The 20,426-nt window shown below is 59.7% G+C and carries 16 protein-coding genes; 8 read left to right on the top strand and 8 right to left on the bottom strand.

Annotation, left to right across the window (positions count from 1 at the left end; genetic code table 11):
- Positions 1-393 precede the first annotated feature (393 nt).
- A complete protein-coding gene (locus F8N62_RS04775; protein ID WP_150709871.1) occupies positions 394-681 on the top strand; it encodes a DUF3509 domain-containing protein in 288 nt (95 codons plus the stop codon).
- Positions 682-852: 171 nt separating this feature from the next.
- Here the strand turns inward: F8N62_RS04775 and F8N62_RS04770 are convergent, their stop codons facing one another.
- Both F8N62_RS04770 and F8N62_RS04765 read right to left on the bottom strand, forming a co-directional pair.
- The gene (locus F8N62_RS04770; RefSeq protein WP_150709911.1) at positions 853-1,779 is read right to left on the bottom strand and encodes a TIGR02285 family protein; all 927 of its coding nucleotides are present in this window, start codon (positions 1,777-1,779) and stop codon (positions 853-855) included.
- Positions 1,760-2,959, bottom strand: a complete 1,200-nt coding sequence (locus F8N62_RS04765) for a CaiB/BaiF CoA transferase family protein (RefSeq protein ID WP_150709870.1) — start codon at positions 2,957-2,959, stop codon at positions 1,760-1,762. The genes F8N62_RS04770 and F8N62_RS04765 overlap by 20 nt, the downstream gene beginning before the upstream one ends.
- 147 nt (positions 2,960-3,106) lie before the next feature.
- On the opposite strand from F8N62_RS04765, the gene F8N62_RS04760 reads away from it, so the two are divergent.
- The 3 genes from F8N62_RS04760 to F8N62_RS04750 all read left to right on the top strand — a co-directional run bounded on the left by F8N62_RS04760 (position 3,107) and on the right by F8N62_RS04750 (position 6,778).
- Positions 3,107-3,649 (top strand): YaeQ family protein, encoded by a 543-nt coding sequence (locus F8N62_RS04760; protein WP_150709869.1) that lies wholly within the window; start codon positions 3,107-3,109, stop codon positions 3,647-3,649.
- A 57-nt stretch (positions 3,650-3,706) separates the two neighbouring features.
- Positions 3,707-5,416, top strand: a complete 1,710-nt coding sequence (gene recJ, locus F8N62_RS04755) for a single-stranded-DNA-specific exonuclease RecJ (RefSeq protein ID WP_150709868.1) — start codon at positions 3,707-3,709, stop codon at positions 5,414-5,416.
- Positions 5,417-5,671: 255 nt separating this feature from the next.
- Positions 5,672-6,778 (top strand): NADH:flavin oxidoreductase/NADH oxidase, encoded by a 1,107-nt coding sequence (locus F8N62_RS04750; protein ID WP_150709867.1) that lies wholly within the window; start codon positions 5,672-5,674, stop codon positions 6,776-6,778.
- A 525-nt stretch (positions 6,779-7,303) separates the two neighbouring features.
- Here F8N62_RS04750 and F8N62_RS04745 read toward each other — a convergent pair.
- The gene (locus F8N62_RS04745; RefSeq protein ID WP_150709866.1) at positions 7,304-8,428 is read right to left on the bottom strand and encodes an OpgC family protein; all 1,125 of its coding nucleotides are present in this window, start codon (positions 8,426-8,428) and stop codon (positions 7,304-7,306) included.
- 265 nt (positions 8,429-8,693) lie between these two features.
- Between F8N62_RS04745 and F8N62_RS04740 the strand changes: the two genes are divergently transcribed.
- A complete protein-coding gene (locus tag F8N62_RS04740; RefSeq protein WP_150709865.1) occupies positions 8,694-9,635 on the top strand; it encodes a glycosyltransferase family 2 protein in 942 nt (313 codons plus the stop codon).
- 1 nt (position 9,636) lies between these two features.
- Complete coding sequence (locus F8N62_RS04735) at positions 9,637-11,145, top strand: glucosyltransferase domain-containing protein (RefSeq protein ID WP_150709864.1); 1,509 nt, start codon at positions 9,637-9,639, stop codon at positions 11,143-11,145.
- A 15-nt stretch (positions 11,146-11,160) separates the two neighbouring features.
- Here the strand turns inward: F8N62_RS04735 and F8N62_RS04730 are convergent, their stop codons facing one another.
- Together F8N62_RS04730 and F8N62_RS04725 are read right to left on the bottom strand one after the other, a co-directional pair.
- Positions 11,161-12,780, bottom strand: coding sequence for an FMN-binding glutamate synthase family protein (locus F8N62_RS04730; RefSeq protein WP_150709863.1), 1,620 nt, complete (start codon positions 12,778-12,780; stop codon positions 11,161-11,163).
- A gap of 141 nt (positions 12,781-12,921) precedes the next feature.
- Positions 12,922-13,722, bottom strand: coding sequence for a helix-turn-helix transcriptional regulator (locus F8N62_RS04725; protein ID WP_150709862.1), 801 nt, complete (start codon positions 13,720-13,722; stop codon positions 12,922-12,924).
- A 126-nt stretch (positions 13,723-13,848) separates the two neighbouring features.
- Here F8N62_RS04725 and F8N62_RS04720 point away from each other — a divergent pair, with 126 nt between their 5' ends.
- Entirely contained in the window at positions 13,849-14,670 is an 822-nt protein-coding gene (locus F8N62_RS04720) for a carbon-nitrogen hydrolase family protein (RefSeq protein ID WP_150709861.1), read from the top strand.
- A 164-nt stretch (positions 14,671-14,834) separates the two neighbouring features.
- Positions 14,835-16,160: an APC family permease gene (locus F8N62_RS04715; RefSeq protein WP_150709860.1), complete on the top strand. Its 1,326-nt coding sequence runs from the start codon at positions 14,835-14,837 to the stop codon at positions 16,158-16,160.
- Between the two features lie 92 nt (positions 16,161-16,252).
- Here F8N62_RS04715 and F8N62_RS04710 read toward each other — a convergent pair whose 3' ends face one another.
- Genes F8N62_RS04710 through F8N62_RS04700 form a run of 3 tightly spaced genes read right to left on the bottom strand, consistent with a single transcriptional unit; the run spans position 16,253 to position 20,423 of the window.
- Positions 16,253-17,659 (bottom strand): ATP-binding protein, encoded by a 1,407-nt coding sequence (locus F8N62_RS04710; RefSeq protein WP_150709859.1) that lies wholly within the window; start codon positions 17,657-17,659, stop codon positions 16,253-16,255.
- Positions 17,656-19,467, bottom strand: coding sequence for a DAHL domain-containing protein (locus F8N62_RS04705; RefSeq protein ID WP_150709858.1), 1,812 nt, complete (start codon positions 19,465-19,467; stop codon positions 17,656-17,658). Before F8N62_RS04705 ends, F8N62_RS04710 begins: the two co-directional genes overlap by 4 nt.
- Entirely contained in the window at positions 19,464-20,423 is a 960-nt protein-coding gene (locus tag F8N62_RS04700) for a cytochrome-c peroxidase (RefSeq protein WP_150709857.1), read from the bottom strand. Before F8N62_RS04700 ends, F8N62_RS04705 begins: the two co-directional genes overlap by 4 nt.
- Positions 20,424-20,426: the final 3 nt, after the last annotated feature.

The following is a 20,426-nucleotide window of genomic DNA, read 5'->3' as shown; positions in this document are numbered from 1 at the left end:
CTTTGCCGGTTTCCCCGCTGCGCAATACCTGCGTTCGGCCAGCGTGGTTTTACGGGGCGCCTCAGATCAAAATCAGAACCGCGGCGGCCTGCGGGCCGACCGTGGCATCAAGCGGGCGCGCTTCGCTGGTTTGACCGCGCACATACTCTGCATTTGCAATGATTCCCTGTGGGAGCGGGCTTGCCCGCGAAGAGGTCGTGTCAGTCGACATCGATGCTGAATGCGAGTCCGCCATCGCGACACACACCTGTCATCTGTGACATGCATCCTCTACCAACCTGACGCGCCGATGCGCATCCAGCCAGAATCCAGAACTTTCTTCCCGGGCCAGTGGTCACTTAGAGTGAACACGCCCCAGGCACTTCGTTTTCGGACTATTGAGTGGTGATCGAGATGGAAAGTATCAGTCTATTGCTCGGTGAGGCTCTGAGCCCGTATCAAGTGACGTTGTCCCCATCAGGCGCCCATGGCGAATGCCTGGTGACACTGAAGAGCTCGACCGGAGCAATCGTGGTCGAGCGCGAATTCAATCAGGCGCAGTTGAGCGACAAGCGCTTGTTGACGGATGTGGTCGACGGCTTGCACCGCGACTTGATGATTGCCGAAGGACGCCTGGAACCCTGCGTTATCGCGGCGTTGCGCAATGCTGCACTGGACAAGGTTCTGGCCGGCCGTAATTGAATTTGTTTTTGTGGGAACCTTCCTCGGCCAAGGTCGGTCAGAGCATGTAACAGCAGGATCAAGCATTGTGCTCCGGTGCTTGTCGTCGTGCTGTTACTGGTCTTTATGTAGGCCACGTTTAACCCCGAGTCGTCTCCCCACTTCTCGGGGTTTCTTTTTGTCCGCGATTTGTCACTGCCCGGCCTGACGCTGAAAAAACCCCTTGGCTTCCTTCAGGTAGTCGCTGCGGCGCGCTGGATCCAGCCAGTCTGCGTACAGCGAATCCAGGTCTTCGCGGGGCAGTGTGCGCAATAGCTGGTTGATCTCGCTGATCGCTTGCCGGCCCTGAGGCGTTTTGGAGCAGCCGATGTGCCCGGACAGGTATTTGCCGGTGCCCCTGACCGGATAGAACTCCAGCTGGTCGTCCGTGATCAGTTTTTGACCGGCCTGATAGCGGATTTCCGGCCAATAACCCAAGACCACCTGCAAACGTCCCAGGCGCTGCATCTGCAGCAGGCTGCCAAGCGCATCGTTGCCGTAATGAGGCGTCAGGGCGCTTTCCGGTGCCTGGCGCAGGAGGGCGTCGACCACTTCGCCGTAACTGCGCTCGGCGACCACGCCGACTTTGTTCCTGCCGCTTTTCAGCAGAGCGGCCAGGTCGACTTCTCCGTCAATCACGAAGGGTTCCAGCACCGGTCGATCCTCCTGCCGGACAACAAGGCCATTGGCGACAGCGCGGAACGCCGGGACAGAAAATGAAATCCACTGTTCGCGTTCCTTGGTCCGCAGCATCGAGGGATCGCACGTGAACGACTCTTCGTGGAGCATTTGCAAGGCGCGAGCCCGGTTCACGCGCATCAGTGTGTGGTGGTATTGCGGCATGCCGGCGATCAGTCGCGGCAACAGGTGATCGATGATCCCCTGACCTTTTTTCGGCCCTTCAAGAATCATCGTGGGCGGCAAATCGCGCAGCAACCAGATCAGGGTTTCCTTGGGTTGTGCCCAAGCCGTCGATGTCGGCCCGGCCAATAACACAAAAGCCGCCGCCGCCCGCCAGACGCGGGAGTGCTGGAGTGCTGTTGAAAGCAGGCGCTTGAGCTTAAATGGCGCCGTCTTCACGCAGCTGTGCGATCTGTTGTTTGTCATAACCAAGATCGTTAAGTACCTGCGCATTGTGTTCGCCCAACTGCGGCCCGACCCACTCTGAGGTGCCGGGTGTCTCTGAGAGTTTCGGCACGATTCCCGGCATCTTGAAATCTTTGCCGTCTGGCAGCTTCGCTTTCAGAAACATTTCCCGCGCCAGGTACTGCGGATCACTGAACATGTCTTCGGCACTGAAGATCTGGCTGGCCGGCACCTCGGCCTGATTCAGTTGCTCGATGAGAGTGTCCAGCGGCAAAGAGTTGACCCAGCGATCGATCACCCCGTAGAGCTCGTCGCGCCGGCTGTCGCGTCCGTCGTTGCTGGCCAGTACCGGATCGTTGGCCAGGTCTTCGCGACCGATGATCAGCATGAAACGTTTGAAAATCGCATCGCCATTGGCGCCGATCTGCACATGTTTGCCGTCGGCGCTGGTGTGGATCGAGGAGGGCGTGATGCCCGGCATGATATTGCCGGTGCGCTCACGGATGAAGCCGAACACGTCGAACTCCGGGACCATGCTTTCCATCATGGCGAAGATCGCTTCGTACAGCGCCACATCCACCACTTGACCGAGACCGCCGTTGACCTCGCGATGACGCAGGGCCATCAGTGCGCCGATCACGCCCCAGAGCGCGGCAATCGAATCGCCGATGGAAATCCCGGTGCGCACCGGCGGACGGTCCTCGAAGCCGGTGATGTAGCGCAGGCCGCCCATGGACTCACCGACGGCGCCGAAGCCTGGCTGATCCTTCATCGGCCCGGTCTGGCCGAAACCCGACAGACGCACCATCACCAGTTTCGGGTTCAGGGCGTGCAGGACGTCCCAGCCGAGGCCGAGCTTTTCGAGGACGCCGGGGCGAAAGTTTTCAATCAGGATATCGGCTTCACCGAGCAGCTTTTTCAGGATTGCCAGGCCGTCCGGGTGTTTCAGGTTCAGGGTCAGGGACTTCTTGTTACGCGCCTGCACGAACCACCACAGCGAGGTGCCTTCGTACAATTTGCGCCATTTGCGCAGCGGATCGCCGCCGTCGGGGGATTCGATCTTGATCACTTCGGCGCCAAATTCGCCGCAGATGCGCGAGGCGAACGGGCCGGCGATCAACGTGCCCAATTCGATGACTTTCAGACCTGAGAGGGGTTTGGCGGAGAACGGCATGCTGGATCCTGTAGGACAAAGGCTGGGCTGATAGAGCGTTTTAGCACAGCCCGGTGTCTGTCGCTCACGGTTGATGGTCGCCAATTGTTTGATTGCCTGCCGCATCGGTTAGACTTGCCGCCTTTCCACGTATCAAGAAGCCCGTTCATGGCCCAGCCGTCCACGACCTACAAGTTTGAACTGAACCTCACCGACCTCGACCGCAGCGTTTACGAGACGGTGAAGCAGACCATCGCCCGTCACCCCTCGGAAACCGAAGAGCGCATGACCGTGCGACTGCTGGCCTACGCCTTCTGGTACAACGAGCAACTGTCGTTTGGCCGTGGTCTGTCAGACGTGGACGAACCCGCCCTGTGGGAAAAGAGCCTGGACGACCGCGTCCTGCACTGGATCGAAGTCGGTCAACCCGACGCCGATCGCCTGACCTGGTGCTCGCGACGCACCGAGCGCACCAGCCTGCTGGCTTACGGCAGCCTGCGGGTCTGGGAAACCAAAGTGATCCCGGCGATCAAAAACCTGAAAAACGTGCACATCGCAGCGGTGCCTCAGGACATCCTCGAAACCCTGGCCAAAGACATGCCCCGCGTTATCAAGTGGGATGTGATGATCAGCGAAGGGACGATTTTCGTCACCGACGACCGTGGTCAGCATGAAGTCCAGTTGCAGTGGCTGAGCGGCGAACGCGGCTGATTTTCGCCGCGCCATCCGGTTTTATCCTACGTATTCAAGAGAAGTACCTGTCACCCCATGCGCATCGAACCTCGCCTGTTGCCCGACACCCTGCCATTCCTCGGTGATCTGCCGCCGCTGTTGACGCGTCTATACGCGGCCCGCGGCGTGCAGTCCGAGGTTGAACTGGATAAAAGCCTGGCGCGGCTGATTCCGTTCCAGCAGCTCAAGGGCATTGATGCGGCAGTGGATTTGCTGGTGACCGCGCTCGAGCAGCGTCAGCGGATTCTGATCGTCGGCGACTTCGACGCGGATGGTGCGACAGCCAGTACCGTTGGCGTGTTGGGGTTGCGCCTGCTGGGCGCGGCGCACGTCGATTATCTGGTGCCGAACCGTTTCGAATATGGCTACGGCCTGACCCCGGAAATCGTCGAAGTCGCGTTGACCCGCACGCCCCAGCTGCTGATCACCGTGGACAACGGCATCTCTAGCGTCGAAGGCGTGGCCGCGGCGAAAAAGGCCGGTCTTCAGGTGTTGGTCACCGATCACCACTTGCCGGGTGATGAACTGCCGTTGGCCGATGCCATCGTCAATCCGAACCAACCGGGCTGCGGGTTTCCGAGCAAGGCACTGGCCGGGGTCGGGGTGATTTTCTATGTGCTGATGGCCCTGCGCGCGCGTTTGCGCAGCCTCGGCTGGTACGAGAGCAAGCCGCAGCCAAATATCGGCGAGTTGCTGGATCTGGTGGCGTTGGGCAGCGTTGCCGACGTGGTGCCGCTGGACGCCAACAACCGGATTTTGGTGCACCAGGGCCTGGAACGGATTCGCGCCGGGCGCGCGCGGCCCGGGATCAAGGCGATCCTCGAAGTGGCCAAGCGTGAGCACGCGCGCATCACCTCCACTGATCTGGGGTTTATCGTCGGTCCGCGCCTGAACGCAGCGGGGCGCCTGGATGACATGAGCCTGGGCATCGAATGCCTGCTCACCGAAGACGCCAATAGGGCGCGGGAAATGGCGGTCCAGCTCGACAGCATGAACCAGGACCGCAAATCCATTGAGCAGGGCATGCAACGCGAGGCGCTGGCCCAGCTCAAGGACTTGCCGGTGGAGTCGATGCCGTTCGGTCTGTGCCTGTTCGATCCCGAGTGGCACCAAGGCGTGATCGGCATCCTCGCCTCGCGGATGAAAGAGCGCTATTTCCGTCCGACGATTGCCTTTGCCGACGCCGGCGATGGCCTGCTCAAGGGCTCGGGCCGTTCGGTGCAGGGCTTCCATATTCGCGACGCCTTGAGCGTGGTGGCGGCGCAGCACCCAAATCTGATCAGCAAATACGGCGGCCACGCCATGGCGGCCGGTTTGACCTTGCCGGAAGCGAATTTTCCATTGTTCGCCGAAGCCTTTGACGCCGAAGTGCGTAGGCAATTGCGCGAAGAAGACCTGACCGGCCGTCTGCTGTCGGACGGGACGCTGGCGGTCGAAGAGTTTCACCTTGAACTGGCGCGCGCCCTGCGGCATGCAGGGCCTTGGGGGCAGCACTTTCCGGAGCCGCTGTTTCACGGGGTGTTCCAGTTGGTGGAGCAGCGCGTCGTCGGCGAACGGCACCTCAAAGTGGTGCTGAGAAGCGAATGTGGCTCGGTGAAACTCGATGGCATCGCGTTTGGGGTTGACCGCGATATCTGGCCTAACCCGACGATCAAATGGGTGGAGTTGGCTTACAAACTCGACCTCAATGAGTTTCGCGGGAACGAGACCGTGCAGCTGATGATTGCCCACATCGAACCGCGATAATGGTTTAAAAGATCGCAGCCTTCGGCAGCTCCTACAGGGGTCGGCATATTTGTAGGAGCTGCCGAAGGCTGCGATCTTTTCTTGAACCGCCCACTGACCCCCATTGTCGACTAGGCTCTAAGCACTGCTTGATTGGCCTTGTGACGTCTTGTCAATTTTTTGCCCGCGGGGGCGGGTGCTTCACCTCTATTTCCTGTCACTCGTCGACTTTCAAACAGAACCCTGGAGCCTGCCCACTGATTCGAGAGGTGCCCCATGAGTCTGCTGCTTGAACCCTATACCCTTCGTCAATTGACCCTGCTCAACCGCATCGCCGTGTCACCGATGTGCCAGTACTCCAGCGTCGATGGCCTGGCCAATGACTGGCACCTGGTCCACCTCGGCAGCCGTGCTGTCGGCGGTGCCGGCCTGATTTTCACCGAAGCCACGGCGGTCACTGCCGATGGACGCATCACCGCCGAAGACCTCGGCCTGTGGAATGACGAACAGATCGAACCACTGCAACGCATCACGCGCTTCATTGCCGCTCAGGGCGCCGTGGCGGGCATCCAGTTGGCCCACGCCGGGCGCAAGGCCAGCACCCACCGCCCATGGATCGGCAAGCACGGCAGCGTCAAACCTGACGACGGCGGCTGGACGCCCATCGGTCCCTCGCCGATCGCATTCGACCCGCAACACACCCAACCGAAACAACTCGATGAGCGCGAGATCGCCGAGGTCATTCAGGCGTTTGTCGATGCGGCAAAACGGGCACTGACCGCGGGTTTCAAAGTGGTTGAAGTCCACGCCGCGCACGGTTATCTGTTGCACCAGTTTCTGTCGCCGTTGAGCAATCAGCGGCGGGATCAATATGGCGGCTCGTTTGAAAACCGGATCCGGTTGGTGTTGCAAGTGACCGAAGCGGTGCGTGCGGTGTGGCCTGAGGAGTTGCCATTGTTTGTGCGGGTCTCGGCGACCGATTGGGTCGAGGACGGCTGGAATCCGGATGAAACCGTTGAACTGGCGCGACGCCTCAAGGGGCTGGGCGTGGACCTGATTGACGTTTCTTCAGGGGGCACGGCGGCCAACGCCGAGATCCCTACGGGCCCCGGTTACCAGACCCGGTTTGCTGAACGTGTGCGCAAGGAGTCGGGCATTGCGACAGGCACCGTGGGCATGATTACCGAGCCGGCGCAGGCTGAGCATATTTTGCGCACGTGTCAGGCCGATATCATCTTTCTCGCGCGTGAGTTGTTGCGTGATCCGTACTGGCCGTTGCATGCGGACGATGATCTGGGCGGGCGCAAGGCAATCTGGCCCGCGCAGTATCAGCGAGCAACGCATCGGGATCAGCCGATTCATGAGTCGGATTTGCGCGATTGACGGGTTGGGGATGGGGGACATGTCCGTTTCCCGTCCCACAAACTCAAAACTGTGGGATCGAGCTTGCTCGCGAAGGCGGGCTCATATTCAACAATGATGTTGGCTGACACAACGTCATCGCGAGCAAGCTCGCTCCCACAAGGATTGTTGTTGCGCATGGCATTGGTGTGCAGCCTCGATGGCCTGATCGAACTCAGCGTCAGGTCGGCTCTCAGGCCGCCTCGGTTTTGATTTTGCTTTTGATCTCAGGCGCCCCGTTAAACCGCGCTGGCCGAACGCAGGCATTGCGCAGCGGGGTAACCGGCAAGGATGCCGGTTTAGCCGCGCTGGGCCAGGGATGGCCCTTCGCGGCGACCCGCGGAGCAATGCCGGAGTGAGGGCACACCGAGCCCAAGCGAGGTGCCAAGTGGTGGGGCAAGAGCGTTTGGGTTACTTTTGCGCTTTTCAAAAGTGACTCGCCGTAAGGGCGAAACCAATAATCGCCATAACCGCAAAAACGGATATGTACCCAGAAGCAAGAACGCCTTACGCAGCTACCACAAGGGGCACCCGACTCAGGCGCTTGTTGAAATCCAGCCAAACCCCCAGCACCACCATCAACCCAGCCCCCACCAGCGCAGTAAACACCTGCATCGCAAACGCATCGTCGGTCAACGCATTGAGCATGTCCGCCAAAGGCGCCAACAACACACCAAGACAAAAAATCTCCAGCGAATACCGACCCATGCGACAGCTTTGCCGTGCCAGCCAATGTTGCGTCCAGCCCGTATCCGGCAACAGTTTCGCCGTGACATACGCCAACGCCAGAAAGTGCAGCAACCGCACCGGCGACAGGTCAGTCTTGCTGATCGGATAGATCAGATTACTCAGCCAGCCCGGCATCGCCGCATCGTGAATTTGCGGCCAGCGCCACGAAACAGTAATGACACCGGTCACCACCACATACGCCAACGCACTGACAAACAACGGCCGCCGCCACAAAGGACGCGTATCAGGCAACCGAGGCCGCTGTCCATGAATCGCCGCCGCGCCGCCGAGTACAAACAGCAGTTGCCAGACGACCGGGTTGAAATACCAAACGCCGTCCTTGATCGCCGCCAGGTTCCAGCCAAACCACGGCGCCAGCAGATACACCGTCAACGACACCGCCACCACCGCCAAGGCCTTGCGCATCAGTAACGGCAGCACCAGCGGCAAGCCGGCCAGCAACACGATGTACAGCGGCAGCGGGTCCATGAGATTCGGTTTGAAGCGCAGCAGCAGTTCATCCACCAAGGCTTGCTGCGGGTTGGTAATGAAATGATGCATGCCCATTTCCTCCACCAGATCCCGCGTTTCCACGTGACTGTTGGCGAAGAACACAATGCCCATCAGCATCGCCAGCAGGAAAATATGCACCACGTAGAGCACCCACGCGCGGCGCAGGATTTTCACGCAGGCAATCAGGTAACCGTCCCGCTGGAGGATTTTGCCGTAGGCCAGCACGGCCGCGTAACCGGCGAGAAACACGAAAATTTCCGCTGCATCGCTGAAACCGAAGTTGCGTGGGGTGATTTGACCGAGGGGGTTGTGCGGCACGTGATCCCAAAAGATGAAGATCAGCGCCAGGCCTCGAAAAAAGTCGATTCGGTGATCGCGTGCAAACGTCATGACAGCGGGCTCGTGAACGGGTTGTTGAATAAAGGAGTGGCTAGACGCGTCAAAGGTTGCGCGGCGCCTGTCAGCGGCGCGCAGGGTGGCGTGATTCGCCGGTAATTGCAAAACCCCGATATTACTGGATGTCTCAAATGCGCACCTTGACCTAAGCTGCCTGTACGCCACTTCCCGCCGGTCCGGCCGGCCGATGGCGCCCGAGAACGACGGCGAATGGCCTCTGTCGAATCAGTACACGGCATTGTGTGCGGGAGCGTGCAACGTGAAAGTTTCGCTGATCGTTCCGGTCTACAACGAAGAGCAAGCCGTCGGCCTGTTTTACCAGGCGGTGAGGCGCGAGTTGACCCTGGCCGGCAGCGAGGTCGAAATGGTGTTCGTCAATGATGGCAGCTCCGATCGGACCGCCGAAGAGATCAAGGCGCTGGCGCAAATCGACGAACAGGTGCTGTTGATCAACTTTTCGCGAAACTTCGGCAAGGAGCCGGCGCTGTTCGCCGGCCTCGAGTACGCCAGTGGCGATGCGGTGATTCCCATGGATGTCGACCTGCAAGACCCGATCAGCGTTGTTCCGCTGCTGATTGCCGAATGGCAAAAGGGCGCGGACGTGGTGCTCGCCAAACGCCGCAATCGCGCCGCCGATGGTTACCTGAAACGCCACAGCGCGGCGCTGTTCTATCACGTGCTGAACCGCATCGCTTACACCCGGATCGAAGAAAACGTCGGTGATTTCCGCCTCATGGATCGCAAGGTGGTCAACGTGATCCGCGCGTTGCCCGAACACCAGTTGTTCATGAAAGGCGTGCTGTCCTGGGCCGGGTTCAATACGGTGGTGGTCGAATACGAGCGGGCCGGGCGAGTGGCCGGGAGCAGCAAGTTCAATGGCTGGAAGCTGTGGAACCTGGCGCTCGAAGGCGTGACGTCGTTCAGCACCGTACCGTTGCGTTTGTGGACCTACGTCGGCGGCGGCATTTCGATCTTCGCGGTGCTTTACGCGGTGTACATGGTGCTGGACAAGATTTTCTTCGGCAACAGCGTGCCCGGTTACCCGTCGTTGATGACCGCCATTCTGTTTCTCGGCGGCGTGCAGTTGATCGGCATCGGCATCCTCGGCGAGTACGTCGGCCGCATCTACATCGAGGCCAAGCATCGGCCGCGCTACGTGGTGAAAGACATCGTCGGCGGCAAAGACCGGCTCGGGCTTTAGCGTGGGCCGTTTCAGCGACCTTCTCATCAAGGAGCTCGGCGCTCGCCAGGTCTGGCTGTTTTTTCTGTGTGCGACCTTGGTGTATGTGTTGCCGCTGATGCTGGCGGACTATCCGTACATTGACGACAACTGGCGTTCGCTGTCAGCCGGCATGGCCTGGGCGGAGCAGGGGCGTTTGTTCACCCAGCTGTTTTACAACGTGCTCACGTTCGGTGATGCCGCGCCGAACATCTTTCCATTACCCCTGTTGATCGCCTCCGTGGCCATGGCCTCGGCATTGACCGGGCTGACGTTTCATTATTATCCACAGCCGACGATTGCCTGTTGCCTGGTGCCGTTGCCACTCTGGTACAACCCGTTTTTTCTGCAAAACCTGTCTTATCAATATGACGGTCCCGCCATGGCCCTGAGCCTGGTGGCGGTGATCTATGCGATCACCTTTCGTCACACCTCTCGGGCGCTTCAATGGCTGGTGCCGGCGTTGTTGATTGCGCTGGCGCTGGGGCTCTATCAGATCAGCCTCAATGTGTTTCTCGGCTTGTGTTGCCTGGAACTGATCAGCGCCGTCGATCGCCGACTGGCCTGGCCGCAGCTGTGGCGGTTGATCGGCTGGAAACTGGCGCAGGTCAGTATGGGGTGGTTGATGTACAGCGTCAGCGCCGTGGCGTTCATGACGCAGGATCGCGCGTTGTTGCTGAACTGGGCTGCCGCGCCGCTGCTGCAACTGCAGGTCAATATCGGCCGGGTGCTGGAAAAAGTCGTGCTGCTGTTTCACGGCGGATTCACGTGGGTGTTCGCCGCGCTTTTGCTGTGCGCGATTGCCGGTGCTGTACGGGTGGGGCTGAAGGTCCTCGAGCGTCAGGACAGTGGACCGAAGAAGGTGATGATTGGCCTGCTGTGTTTGCTGACATTGCCGATGGTGACGTTGTTGGTGTCGGGCGTTGCGCTGTTTTTCCGCGACTTCAACGAGGGGGCGCGGACCTTGATGGGGTTCGCCGTGCTGCTGGTACTGCTGTTCTATTTGAGCCATCTGGCGCTGGCGCAAATTCATGAACGGCTGCCGCTGTTGCTGGCGGTGCCATTGCTGGCAATGCTGTCGCTGTCGTACGCCTACGGCCGGGTGCTGACGGTGCAGAAGGCGTTCGCCACCAGCGCGCTGATGAGCCTTGAGCACGATATCGCCAGCCACCCATCCCTGCGCGAGGCCAAACGGATTTACCTGTCGGTGACCTATTCAGATCACTGGTTGCAGGGGGCGGCCGGGTCGTTCAAGCAGATGCCGGTATTGCACTATCTGCTGAACATCGATTTTTTCATGCTGGCCGAAACCCTGCCGAAGGTCGGCATCACCAACGTGGTGGCCGAGAAGGAGCGCCGCAACGCGACGCGAGTGGGGTATCAAGGGTATCCGGCGCTGGTGGACCGTCCGTACTACCGGATTTATCTGCGGGGGAATTACGGTTTCATCGTCATCAAAGAGCCGGCCCCGATCAAGGCGCTTCGCTGGTGAAGCGCCTGTTTACGCTCAGGCTACAGCCAACTCATTAGGCTCGAAGCTGTCCGCCCGCGCCATCTGCCACATGCGCGAGTAGAACTCGCCATTCACTTCACCGGTCAACAATTCCCCTGGCTTGAGGAACACATGCAGCTGCGAGAACAGCTTGATCTCGGTCGCCGACATGCGTCGCACCAGGTGCTTGGCCGACAACTGCGACGGATGATCGAGGCCGGCGGCGGCGAGCATTTCGGCGAGGGCCTTGAGGGTGTTGCGGTGGAAGTTGAACACGCGCTGAGCCTTGTCCGGGACCACCAGTGCGCGCTGGCGCAGGGTGTCCTGGGTGGCCACGCCGGTCGGGCATTTGTTGGTGTGGCACGACTGCGACTGAATGCAGCCGATGGCGAACATGAAGCCGCGCGCCGAGTTGGCCCAGTCGGCGCCGATGGCCAATACACTGGCAATGTCGAAGGCGCTGACGATCTTGCCGCTGGCGCCGAGTTTGATTTTGTCCCGCAGGTTCAGGCCCACCAGCGTGTTGTGCACGAACAACAGACCTTCGCGCATCGGTACGCCGATGTGGTCGGTGAATTCCACCGGCGCCGCACCCGTGCCGCCTTCCTTGCCATCGACGACGATGAAGTCTGGAAGAATGCCGGTTTCGAGCATGGCCTTGGCGATGCCCATGAATTCCCACGGATGGCCGAGGCAGAACTTGAAACCCACCGGTTTGCCGCCGGACAACTCACGCAGTTGCTGGATGAAATGCATCAGTTCGATCGGCGTGGAAAACGCGCTGTGCCGCGATGGCGAGATGCAGTCTTCACCCATCATGATGCCGCGGGTTTCGGCGATTTCCTTGGTGACTTTGTGCTTGGGCAGAATCCCGCCGTGGCCCGGTTTGGCGCCCTGGCTCATCTTGATTTCGATCATCCGCACTTGCGGCGTCTGCGCTTGTGCGGCGAAGCGTTCCGGGTCGAAGCGGCCGTCAGCGGTGCGGCAACCGAAGTAACCGCTGCCGAGTTCCCAGGTCAGGTCGCCGCCGTTTTCCCGGTGATAGGCGCTGATACTGCCTTCGCCGGTATCGTGGGCGAAGTTGCCGAGTTTGGCGCCCTGGTTCAATGCGCGAATCGCGTTGGCACTCAGGGAACCGAAACTCATGGCCGAGATGTTGAACACCGATGCCGAGTACGGTTGCGTGCACTGCGGGCCGCCGACGATGGTGCGGAAACTGTTCGGATCGCTCAACGGCGCCGGGCGCATCGAATGGCCGATGAACTCGAACCCCGACTGGTAGACGTCAATCAAGGTGCCGAAAGGTTTGTCGGCACTTTCGTTTTTGGCGCGCGAGTAGACCAGCGAACGCTGGGCACGGGAGAAGGGCAGGGCGTCGCTGTCGGATTCGAGCAGGTACTGGCGGATTTCCGGACGAATGCCCTCGACCAGGTAGCGGATGTTGCCCAGGATCGGGTAATTGCGCCGCACTGCGTGGGGGCTTTGCAGCAGGTCGAACAGGCCGATCAGGCTTAGCACGCCGGTGACAGCGGTGATTGGCCAGAGCCAGTCGTGCTGCAGAAACGGCAGGCTGGCGAGGGTGAAAATGACGCACGCGGCAAAGAAGGCGTAGCGGCTCAGGAGTGACAGGCTCATACGGTTTCCCTGGGTTCGGACTCATCTATGACCTGTAGGAGCGAGCTTGCTCGCGATGGTCTTCAACGATAACGCGTGCTGTCTACATGCCCGCGGTGCCTTGGCGTTTTTCGCGAGCAAGCTCGCTCCTACAGTTTTCAATCAGGCATTCTGCGCCTGGAGAAAAATTGAAAACAGCTCGGACTGGGACTTGATCCCCAGTTTGCTGTACATGTGTTTCTTATGGACTTTCACGGTTTCGACAGAGATTTCCAGCTTGCGGGCGATTTCTTTGCTGGAGCAACCGCTGAGCATCAAACGCCCGACGTCCAGCTCCCGGGCGGTCAATTGCGCGCCTTTGAGTTGTTGCACCGATGCTTCCAGCTGCACCCGCCAGTCGCCTTGAACCGGCGCCGGCGCGAGGGCCACGACTTCGTTGATTTCGTAGGGCAGGCGCTGGCGCAACAAGCCAACCACCCACGGCTGGATCAACGACAGCAGCGCAATCTGCTGACCGCTGAAGCGCTGCTTGCTGCCCAGCGACAGGCACAGCGTGCGGTCGCCTTCGAGCTGGCAATTAAACTGGATTTCATCGGCCACCACATTCACACGAAAGTATCGTTGATAGTACTCAGTGAGTTCGAAGTGCTCCGGCGCCACTTCCGACAGGCGATAAAGCCCGGTGCGCGACTGCTCGCGACAGGCGATGTAGAACGGGTCGAGCAGGTACAAGCCGCGCAGATAATCCTGGAACAATTGATCGGGAGTGCCGTCCGCGCCGGGGCATTCGGCGAACACTAGCGGGTGCTGATCGGCGCTGAAAAGCAGCGCCACCCAGCTGTCGAAGGTCACGTATTGATCCAGCAGACGAACGAGTTGCGTCCAGAAATTCGGCTTGTCCAGCGCGTCGATCAGTTGCCCGACCGACCGGTGCCAGGCGATGTCGTCTAACGAGAGTGTCATGGCTCTACCCCTATCGGGTTACCCCGGCCGCGTGATTCCCTGGCCGGTTGCTTGCTGCGCATACTGGCGCACAGACACCGACCGGGCAATCTTTCTGCGGCCCGGGCATCACAACAAGGAATACCCATGAAGGTCGAACTCGCCCAATTGGCCGGCCGTGACAACCACACGGCTTACAACCTCGAACGCGCTGTGGCGGCGATTGCTGCCTGCGCGGCCGACACCCAGCTGATCATGTTTCCGGAAAGCCACTTGATGGGCTTTCCGTCGGCCGAGACAGTTGCTCAGGTCTCTGAACCGCTGACCGGCCCGACCGTCACTGCGATTGTCACTGCAGCGCGCGAGCGCAATATCGCAGTGGTGATCGGCATGGCCGAGAACGACAACGGTCGTTTTTACAACACCACGCTGCTGATTACTCCGGAAGGCATCGCGCTGAAATATCGCAAGACGCACCTGTGGGCGTCGGATCGCGGCGTCGTCGAGGCCGGCGACCGTTACGCCACGTGCCTGTGGAACGGTGTGCGGGTCGGGCTGCTGATTTGCTACGACATTGAATTCCCCGAAAGCGCCCGTGCCTTGGCGCAACTGGGTGCCGAAGTGCTGCTGGTGACCAACGGCAACATGGACCCTTACGGCCCCACGCACCGCACCGCCATCATGGCCCGCGCCCAGGAAAACCAGGCGTTTGCGCTGATGGTCAACCGGGTGGAAGCGGGCGACGGTGGGTTGTTGTTTGCTGGTGGCAGTGCGTTGGTGAATCCCCTTGGCAGCTTGCTGTTCGAAGCCGGGCGGGAGGAGGGGCAGTTTGCGGTCGAGCTGGACCTGAACCAGCTGACGGCGGCGCGCCAGGATTATCGGTACCTGGATGACCAGCGGCTGAAGTTGCCTGGGGAGATGGTTGAGCATGCCTGTGGATTGCGCGAGCTGCTGATTCCCCAACGCTGAAAAGATCGCAGCCATCGGCAGCTCCTGCGCCGAACTCGATTGCCGTAGGAGCTGCCGCAGGCTGCGATCTTTTCACTGCTGCGCAACTCCCTGACTGACCTGAAAAAAAGCAACACCGAACCCAGCTCTGCCATAAATCCAATAAAATTTCGGAGTAGTCGCTCATGGCTCGTTTGCAACGCACCCTGTCATTAGGGTCGGTGGTGCTGTTTGGCATCGCCTACATGACACCGATCATCGTGCTCGGCACGTTCGGCATCCTCGCCCAATCCACCGCCGGCATGGTGCCGGCCGCGTACCTTGCGGCATTGGTGGCGATGTTTTTCACCGCCATGAGTTACGGCCGAATGGCCTCGGCATTTCCCGTTGCCGGCTCGGCGTACAGTTATGTGCGCAAGGCCATCAGCCCGAAACTCGGCTTCATCGCCGGTTGGGCGGTGTTGCTCGATTACCTGTTCCTGCCGATGGCCATCTGGCTGATCGGCGCGGCGTACCTCAACTCTGCGTTCCCCGCGGTGCCGCAGTGGATCTGGGTGCTGGCGTTCATCGGCATCACCAGCGCAATCAATATCGTCGGCCTGAAACTGGCCAACGGCATCAACGCCTTGCTGATGCTGGTGCAGTTTCTGGTGCTGATTGCCTTTGTCGCGCTGTGCGTTCACTACGTCGGCGGCGATGCCAGCACGCCGTTGTGGTCGGTCAAGCCGTTCTTCAACGGTGACATGCAGATGCCGCTGATCATGAGCGGTGCCGCCATCGCCTGTTATTCATTCCTCGGTTTCGACGCCGTGAGTACCCTGACCGAAGAAACCCGCGACCCGCGCCGCACCATCCCGCGAGCGATCATGCTGATCACCCTGATTGGCGGGCTGATCTTTGTCGGCGTGTCGTACTTCGTACAGATCGCGCATCCGTCGTTGCAGTTCGACAGCGTCGACTCGGCAGCTTATGAAATAGCGCGCAACATCGGTGGCGACCTGTTTGTGTCGATCTTCCTGATCGGCTTGATTGTCGGTCAGTTCGCCTCGGGGCTGTCCGCTCAGGCCAGTGGTTCGCGGCTGCTCTACGCCATGGGTCGCGACGGTGTGTTGCCGAAAGCGTTTTTCGGAACCTTGCACGAGCGCTTCGGAACGCCGATCAACAGCATTCTGTTGTGCGCCGTCGTCGCGTTGCTGGCACTGAAACTGGACGTCACCACCTCGACCTCGTTCATCAACTTTGGCGCGTTCCTGGCGTTCAGTCTGGTGAATTTGTCGGTGATTTTTCACTACTGGACTGGCGGTGAGAAGAAAGGGTTGCGTGAATTCGTGCTGTTCCTGTTATTCCCGTTCATTGGCCTGGCGGCCGATTTGTGGCTGATGGTCAGCCTCGATCATCTGGCGATTTATCTGGGCCTGAGCTGGCTGGCGATTGGCGTGGTCTACCTGGCATTGCTGACCGGTGGATTCCGTCGCCAGCCGCCGGAGATGGATTTTCAGGAAGCCACCTGAGAGACGCCAAACCCCGTAGGAGCTGCCGAAGGCTGCGATCTTTTTAGAAGATCAAAAGATCGCAGCCTTCGGCAGCTCCTACGCTGGTGTGTTCAGGTGGCGGGTTTTGTCTGGTGTATCGGCAACACGATGCGAAAGGTGCTGCCAACCCCCACTTCACTCACCACCGAAATGTCCCCCCGATGTTTCTTCACGATGCCATAAGACAGCGACAAACCCAGCCCCGTCCCCTGGCCCACCGGTTTGGTGGTAAAGAACGGGTCGAAAATTTTCTGCAGACTCTGCGGCGAGATGCCGGTGCCGGTGTCGGCGACTTCTATCCACACAGTTTCCCCCTCAACGCCGGTGCGCAGGGTCAAGGTGCCACGCTCCGGGCCGATCGCCTGGGAGGCGTTGACGATCAGGTTCATGATCACCTGGTTGATTTGCGAGGGCAGGCATTCGATGTCGGGCAGCGCCTGATAGTCCTTAACCACATCGGCCTTGTATTTCAGTTCATTGGCCACGATGTTCAGCGTCGATTCAATGCCCTGTTGCAAATTCGCCCACTGCCATTCCTGGCTGGAGTCCACCCGCGAGAAATCCTTGAGGTCTTTGACGATCTGCCCGACCCGGCTGATGCCGTCCTTGGACTCCTTGATCAGCAGCGGAATGTCATCGCGCAGGAATTCCAGTTCGACCCGTTCACGAAGCTGCTGCAAGCGCTCGACCAGCTCACTGGAGCCAATCGCTTCTTCCGCATCCCGATAGGCATCGAGCATTTCCTGCAACTGCTTGAAGTAACCCTCGAGCGTGCCGAGGTTGGAGGAAATGAAGCCAATGGGGTTGTTGATTTCATGGGCCACGCCAGCCGCCAGTTGTCCCAGTGACGCGAGTTTTTCCGATTGCACCAGTTGCGATTCAAGCTGCCGGCGTTCGTCGATTTCCCGCTGCAACGCCTCGCTGGCCTGTCTGAATTGCGTAGTCCGTTGGTCCACCAGATGCTCCAGATGACTCATCTGCACAGAGGCCCGTTCGGTCATGTCCCATTTGGTCAGCAGGGTGTTGGCCATCTGCTGGACTTCGATATTGTCGAAGGGTTTTTTCAGGATCAGCAGCCGGTCATGGGCCTGTAACCGGTCGAGCAATTCGTCCCAGGAATAATCGGAGTAAGCGGTGCACACCACCACTTGCAGGCGCGGGTCCTCCAGCCATAAATGTTCGATGGTCTTCGCGCCGTCCCAGCCTTCCGGCATGCGCATGTCGACGAAGGCCAACGCGTAAGGACGCGTTGCCTGCAAAGCGCTTTTGAGTTTGCCCAGCCCCTCTTGCCCGCCATACGCGGAATCCAGCTCGAAGACGACGCGGGAGGGTTTCACTGCACTGCCGAACAATGTCGCTTCCATCTCATCCAGTTCGACGCTCTGCACCGGAACCGGCGTGAGGATCTTGCGGAAATCCACGTGTATGGACGGTGTGTCATCGATCAGCAGGATTCGTCGATTGGTCAGCCCGCTCATGCTTCCTCCGGAACCGTCGTCAGCGGGATTTGCAGGGTGAACTGCGCGCCCTTGCCTGGCCCGTCGCTGTGGGCGGTGAGGTGGCCGTTCATTTCGATGGCGGCCAGGGCGCAGCTGTGCAGGCCGAAGCCGTGACCTTCCTTGCGTGTGGTAAAACCGTGGGCAAAAATGCGCGTCATGTTTTCCGCAGGGATGCCTTCGCCGTCGTCCTTGACGCTGACTTGCAGCGTCGTGTCGTCGACGATTCTGACCCCGAGGGTCATTTGTCGCGGGCGGTTGCTCAGGTCGGACATGGCGTACTTGGCGTTGCTGATCAGGTTGATCAGGATCAGCAGCAACCGGTGCTTGTCGCCCATGACCTGCGGCACTTCGGCATAGTCCTTGACCACCGTGACGTGATGCCGGGTCAGCGCCCCCGAATTCATACGCAGGGCGTCCTCGAGCAATTCGCTGATGTGCAGCGGCTCCATCAGGCTGTTCGCGCCCGCGTAGGATTGCTGGGTAGCGACGATGTCCTTGATGTGGTCGACACTCTTACTCAACTGCGCGAGTTCGTCGGTCATGCCTTGCTGTTCAATCGCGATGGCTTCGACCAGTTGATTCAGATAACCGGGCAGCAACTTGCCTTTCTCGTCCTGCGTCAGAAACTTGCCGAGATCACCCGGGTGTTCGTTGATCAGTTGCATCGCCTTGCCCAACCCCTGGGCCTTGCTGGCGCGCAGTTTGCGCGAAACCAGATCGGCTGAAATGTTGACGCTGTTGAGCACGTTGCCAACGTTGTGCAGCACATTGGTGGCGATCTCGGCCATGCCGGCCTGACGTGCGGTGTCGAGCAATTCACTTTGGGTGTCCCGGAGTTCGCGGGTGCGCTCTTCGACCCTGAGTTCCAGATCGTCATTGGCCGTTTGCAGCGCCTTGTTGACGCGCTGGATCACGGTGAAACTGCGCATCAGGTGAATCGCCAGGTACACCAGCAGCAGGACCAGCAGCACCGAAAACACCAGCATGTAAAAGTGATAGCGCTGGTCGACCGCGTTGGCCTGTTGCTGGTCGGAGTTCAACAGGCTGGTAATGTCGTCCAGGCGCTCGGCAACGGGAATGGCTTCGATGTTTTCCAGCAAGCGGTTGACCACCGGCTGCTCACGCAGGATCAGTGAAATGTGGTTGCTGAGAATGTCGATAGGGCTGTGAAACTGCTCAGGCAGTCGCAGTTTGTTGACCTGCATTTTGTTAAGGCCCACCAGAATGTCCGCGGCCTTGTCGTCGGAAGTGACCTGGGCAAACTCGAGGCTGCTCAGCAGCAAATCGTAAGTGTCGGTGGCGATGTTTTGCAGTTGCAGTTTGTCGCCGTCGACCAACTGAGCCAATTGCTCCTGAATGTCGTCCTCGGCGGTTGGCAGGAAGGCCATTGAGTTGCGCAGCACGGCGTTGTGCGACTTGAATTGCTCTACCAGCCGGGTCTTTTCCTTGATAGCGGTGAGGTACGCGTCATGGCCGGCACGCCAGACCGGCGAATCGTTGCGGCCGTGATTCGATACCATGGTGTCGAACCGTTCCCACAGTCGGGTCATCTCGGTCAGCGGAGCGACCAGTGGATCGTAGTTGTGGTTGGTGGAGACCCTGGCCTTGAGAATTTCGGTTTCCCACTGCGCATTCAGCTGTTTGATCCGGCCGATCAGGTCTCGGGATTCGGCGTAGGTCGAGGTCTGGCTGGAGCTCGATTTGAGATAAAGGAACAGCAGCGTCGAAGCGAGCAACACAGCGACGATGCCCAGCAATGCGAGATTGCGGCGATTGGACATTCTCATAAGGGTTTGCCGCCCCATTCACCCGTCAGGGTCTTGAGGAATTTGATGATCAGGGTTTTGTCCTCGGTGGACGGAATGCGCCCCAGCTGGAACTTGAACATGACGTCTACCGCTTCTTCGAGGGTGCCGGCCGATGCATCGTGAAAGTACGGCGCGGTGACGGCGACGTTGCGCAGGCTCGGCACCTTGAATACGTTGCGGTCTTCTTCATCGCGGGTCACCAGATAACGCCCCAGGTCGGAATCGGTCGGGTTGCCACGTTCCTTGAAGTAGTCGCCCATCACGCCGAACTTCTGGAACATGTTGCCGCCGATATTCACGCCTTGATGGCAGGCAATGCAGCCATAGTCCTTGAAGCGCTGGTAACCGTATTTTTCCTCCCGGGTGAGGATCGCGGTGTCCCCTTGCAAGTATTGGTCGAAGCGCGAGTTGGCAGTGATCAACGTGCGCTCGTAGCTGGCCAGCGCATTCTGCACAGTGTTCATGGTCACGCCGTCCGGGTAGGCGTCGGCGAACGAGGCACGATAAACCGGGTCGGCGGTCAGCACCTTCACTACGTGTTGCCAGTTGCTGCCCATCTCGCTGGGGCTTGTCACCACTTCATGGATCTGCGCTTCCAGGGTGTCGGCGCGACCATTCCAGAATTGCAGAAAGTTCAGGCTGGCGTTGAACACGCTGGGGGTATTGATCGCCACCGGAAGACCGGCGAAACCGATGGAAAAGGCCTTGTTGTCGGCACCTCCCTGTTCAAGATGATGGCAACTGGCACACGACAGCGTGTTGTTGACCGACAGGCGCGGTTCATTGAACAACTGCCGACCGAGCTCGACTCGCCGCGGATCTTGTCCGGGCACCGCAGGCAGTGGTTTGAGCGGCTCGTTCAGCGGCACCGCAGCGGCATGCAGGCAGAACCCGAGCAGCAACGGCAGGAGCAAACGGTGAAAGGACAGCGACATCTG

This window comes from Pseudomonas fluorescens, from assembly GCF_902497785.1.
GTDB classification, from domain to species: domain Bacteria; phylum Pseudomonadota; class Gammaproteobacteria; order Pseudomonadales; family Pseudomonadaceae; genus Aquipseudomonas; species Aquipseudomonas fluorescens_BO.
This window is presented reverse-complemented; position numbering and strand designations above follow the sequence as displayed.

Coding starts and splice junctions, on each gene's coding strand:
- F8N62_RS04720 (WP_150709861.1), top strand. CDS start 13,849: ATGAAGGTCGAACTCGCCCAATTGGCCGGCCGTGACAACCACACGGCT.
- F8N62_RS04715 (WP_150709860.1), top strand. CDS start 14,835: ATGGCTCGTTTGCAACGCACCCTGTCATTAGGGTCGGTGGTGCTGTTT.
- F8N62_RS04760 (WP_150709869.1), top strand. CDS start 3,107: ATGGCCCAGCCGTCCACGACCTACAAGTTTGAACTGAACCTCACCGAC.
- F8N62_RS04700 (WP_150709857.1), bottom strand. CDS start 20,423: ATGTCGCTGTCCTTTCACCGTTTGCTCCTGCCGTTGCTGCTCGGGTTC.
- F8N62_RS04745 (WP_150709866.1), bottom strand. CDS start 8,428: ATGACGTTTGCACGCGATCACCGAATCGACTTTTTTCGAGGCCTGGCG.
- F8N62_RS04725 (WP_150709862.1), bottom strand. CDS start 13,722: ATGACACTCTCGTTAGACGACATCGCCTGGCACCGGTCGGTCGGGCAA.
- F8N62_RS04705 (WP_150709858.1), bottom strand. CDS start 19,467: ATGAGAATGTCCAATCGCCGCAATCTCGCATTGCTGGGCATCGTCGCT.
- F8N62_RS04775 (WP_150709871.1), top strand. CDS start 394: ATGGAAAGTATCAGTCTATTGCTCGGTGAGGCTCTGAGCCCGTATCAA.
- F8N62_RS04710 (WP_150709859.1), bottom strand. CDS start 17,659: ATGAGCGGGCTGACCAATCGACGAATCCTGCTGATCGATGACACACCG.
- F8N62_RS04730 (WP_150709863.1), bottom strand. CDS start 12,780: ATGAGCCTGTCACTCCTGAGCCGCTACGCCTTCTTTGCCGCGTGCGTC.
- recJ (WP_150709868.1), top strand. CDS start 3,707: ATGCGCATCGAACCTCGCCTGTTGCCCGACACCCTGCCATTCCTCGGT.
- F8N62_RS04765 (WP_150709870.1), bottom strand. CDS start 2,959: ATGCCGTTCTCCGCCAAACCCCTCTCAGGTCTGAAAGTCATCGAATTG.
- F8N62_RS04750 (WP_150709867.1), top strand. CDS start 5,672: ATGAGTCTGCTGCTTGAACCCTATACCCTTCGTCAATTGACCCTGCTC.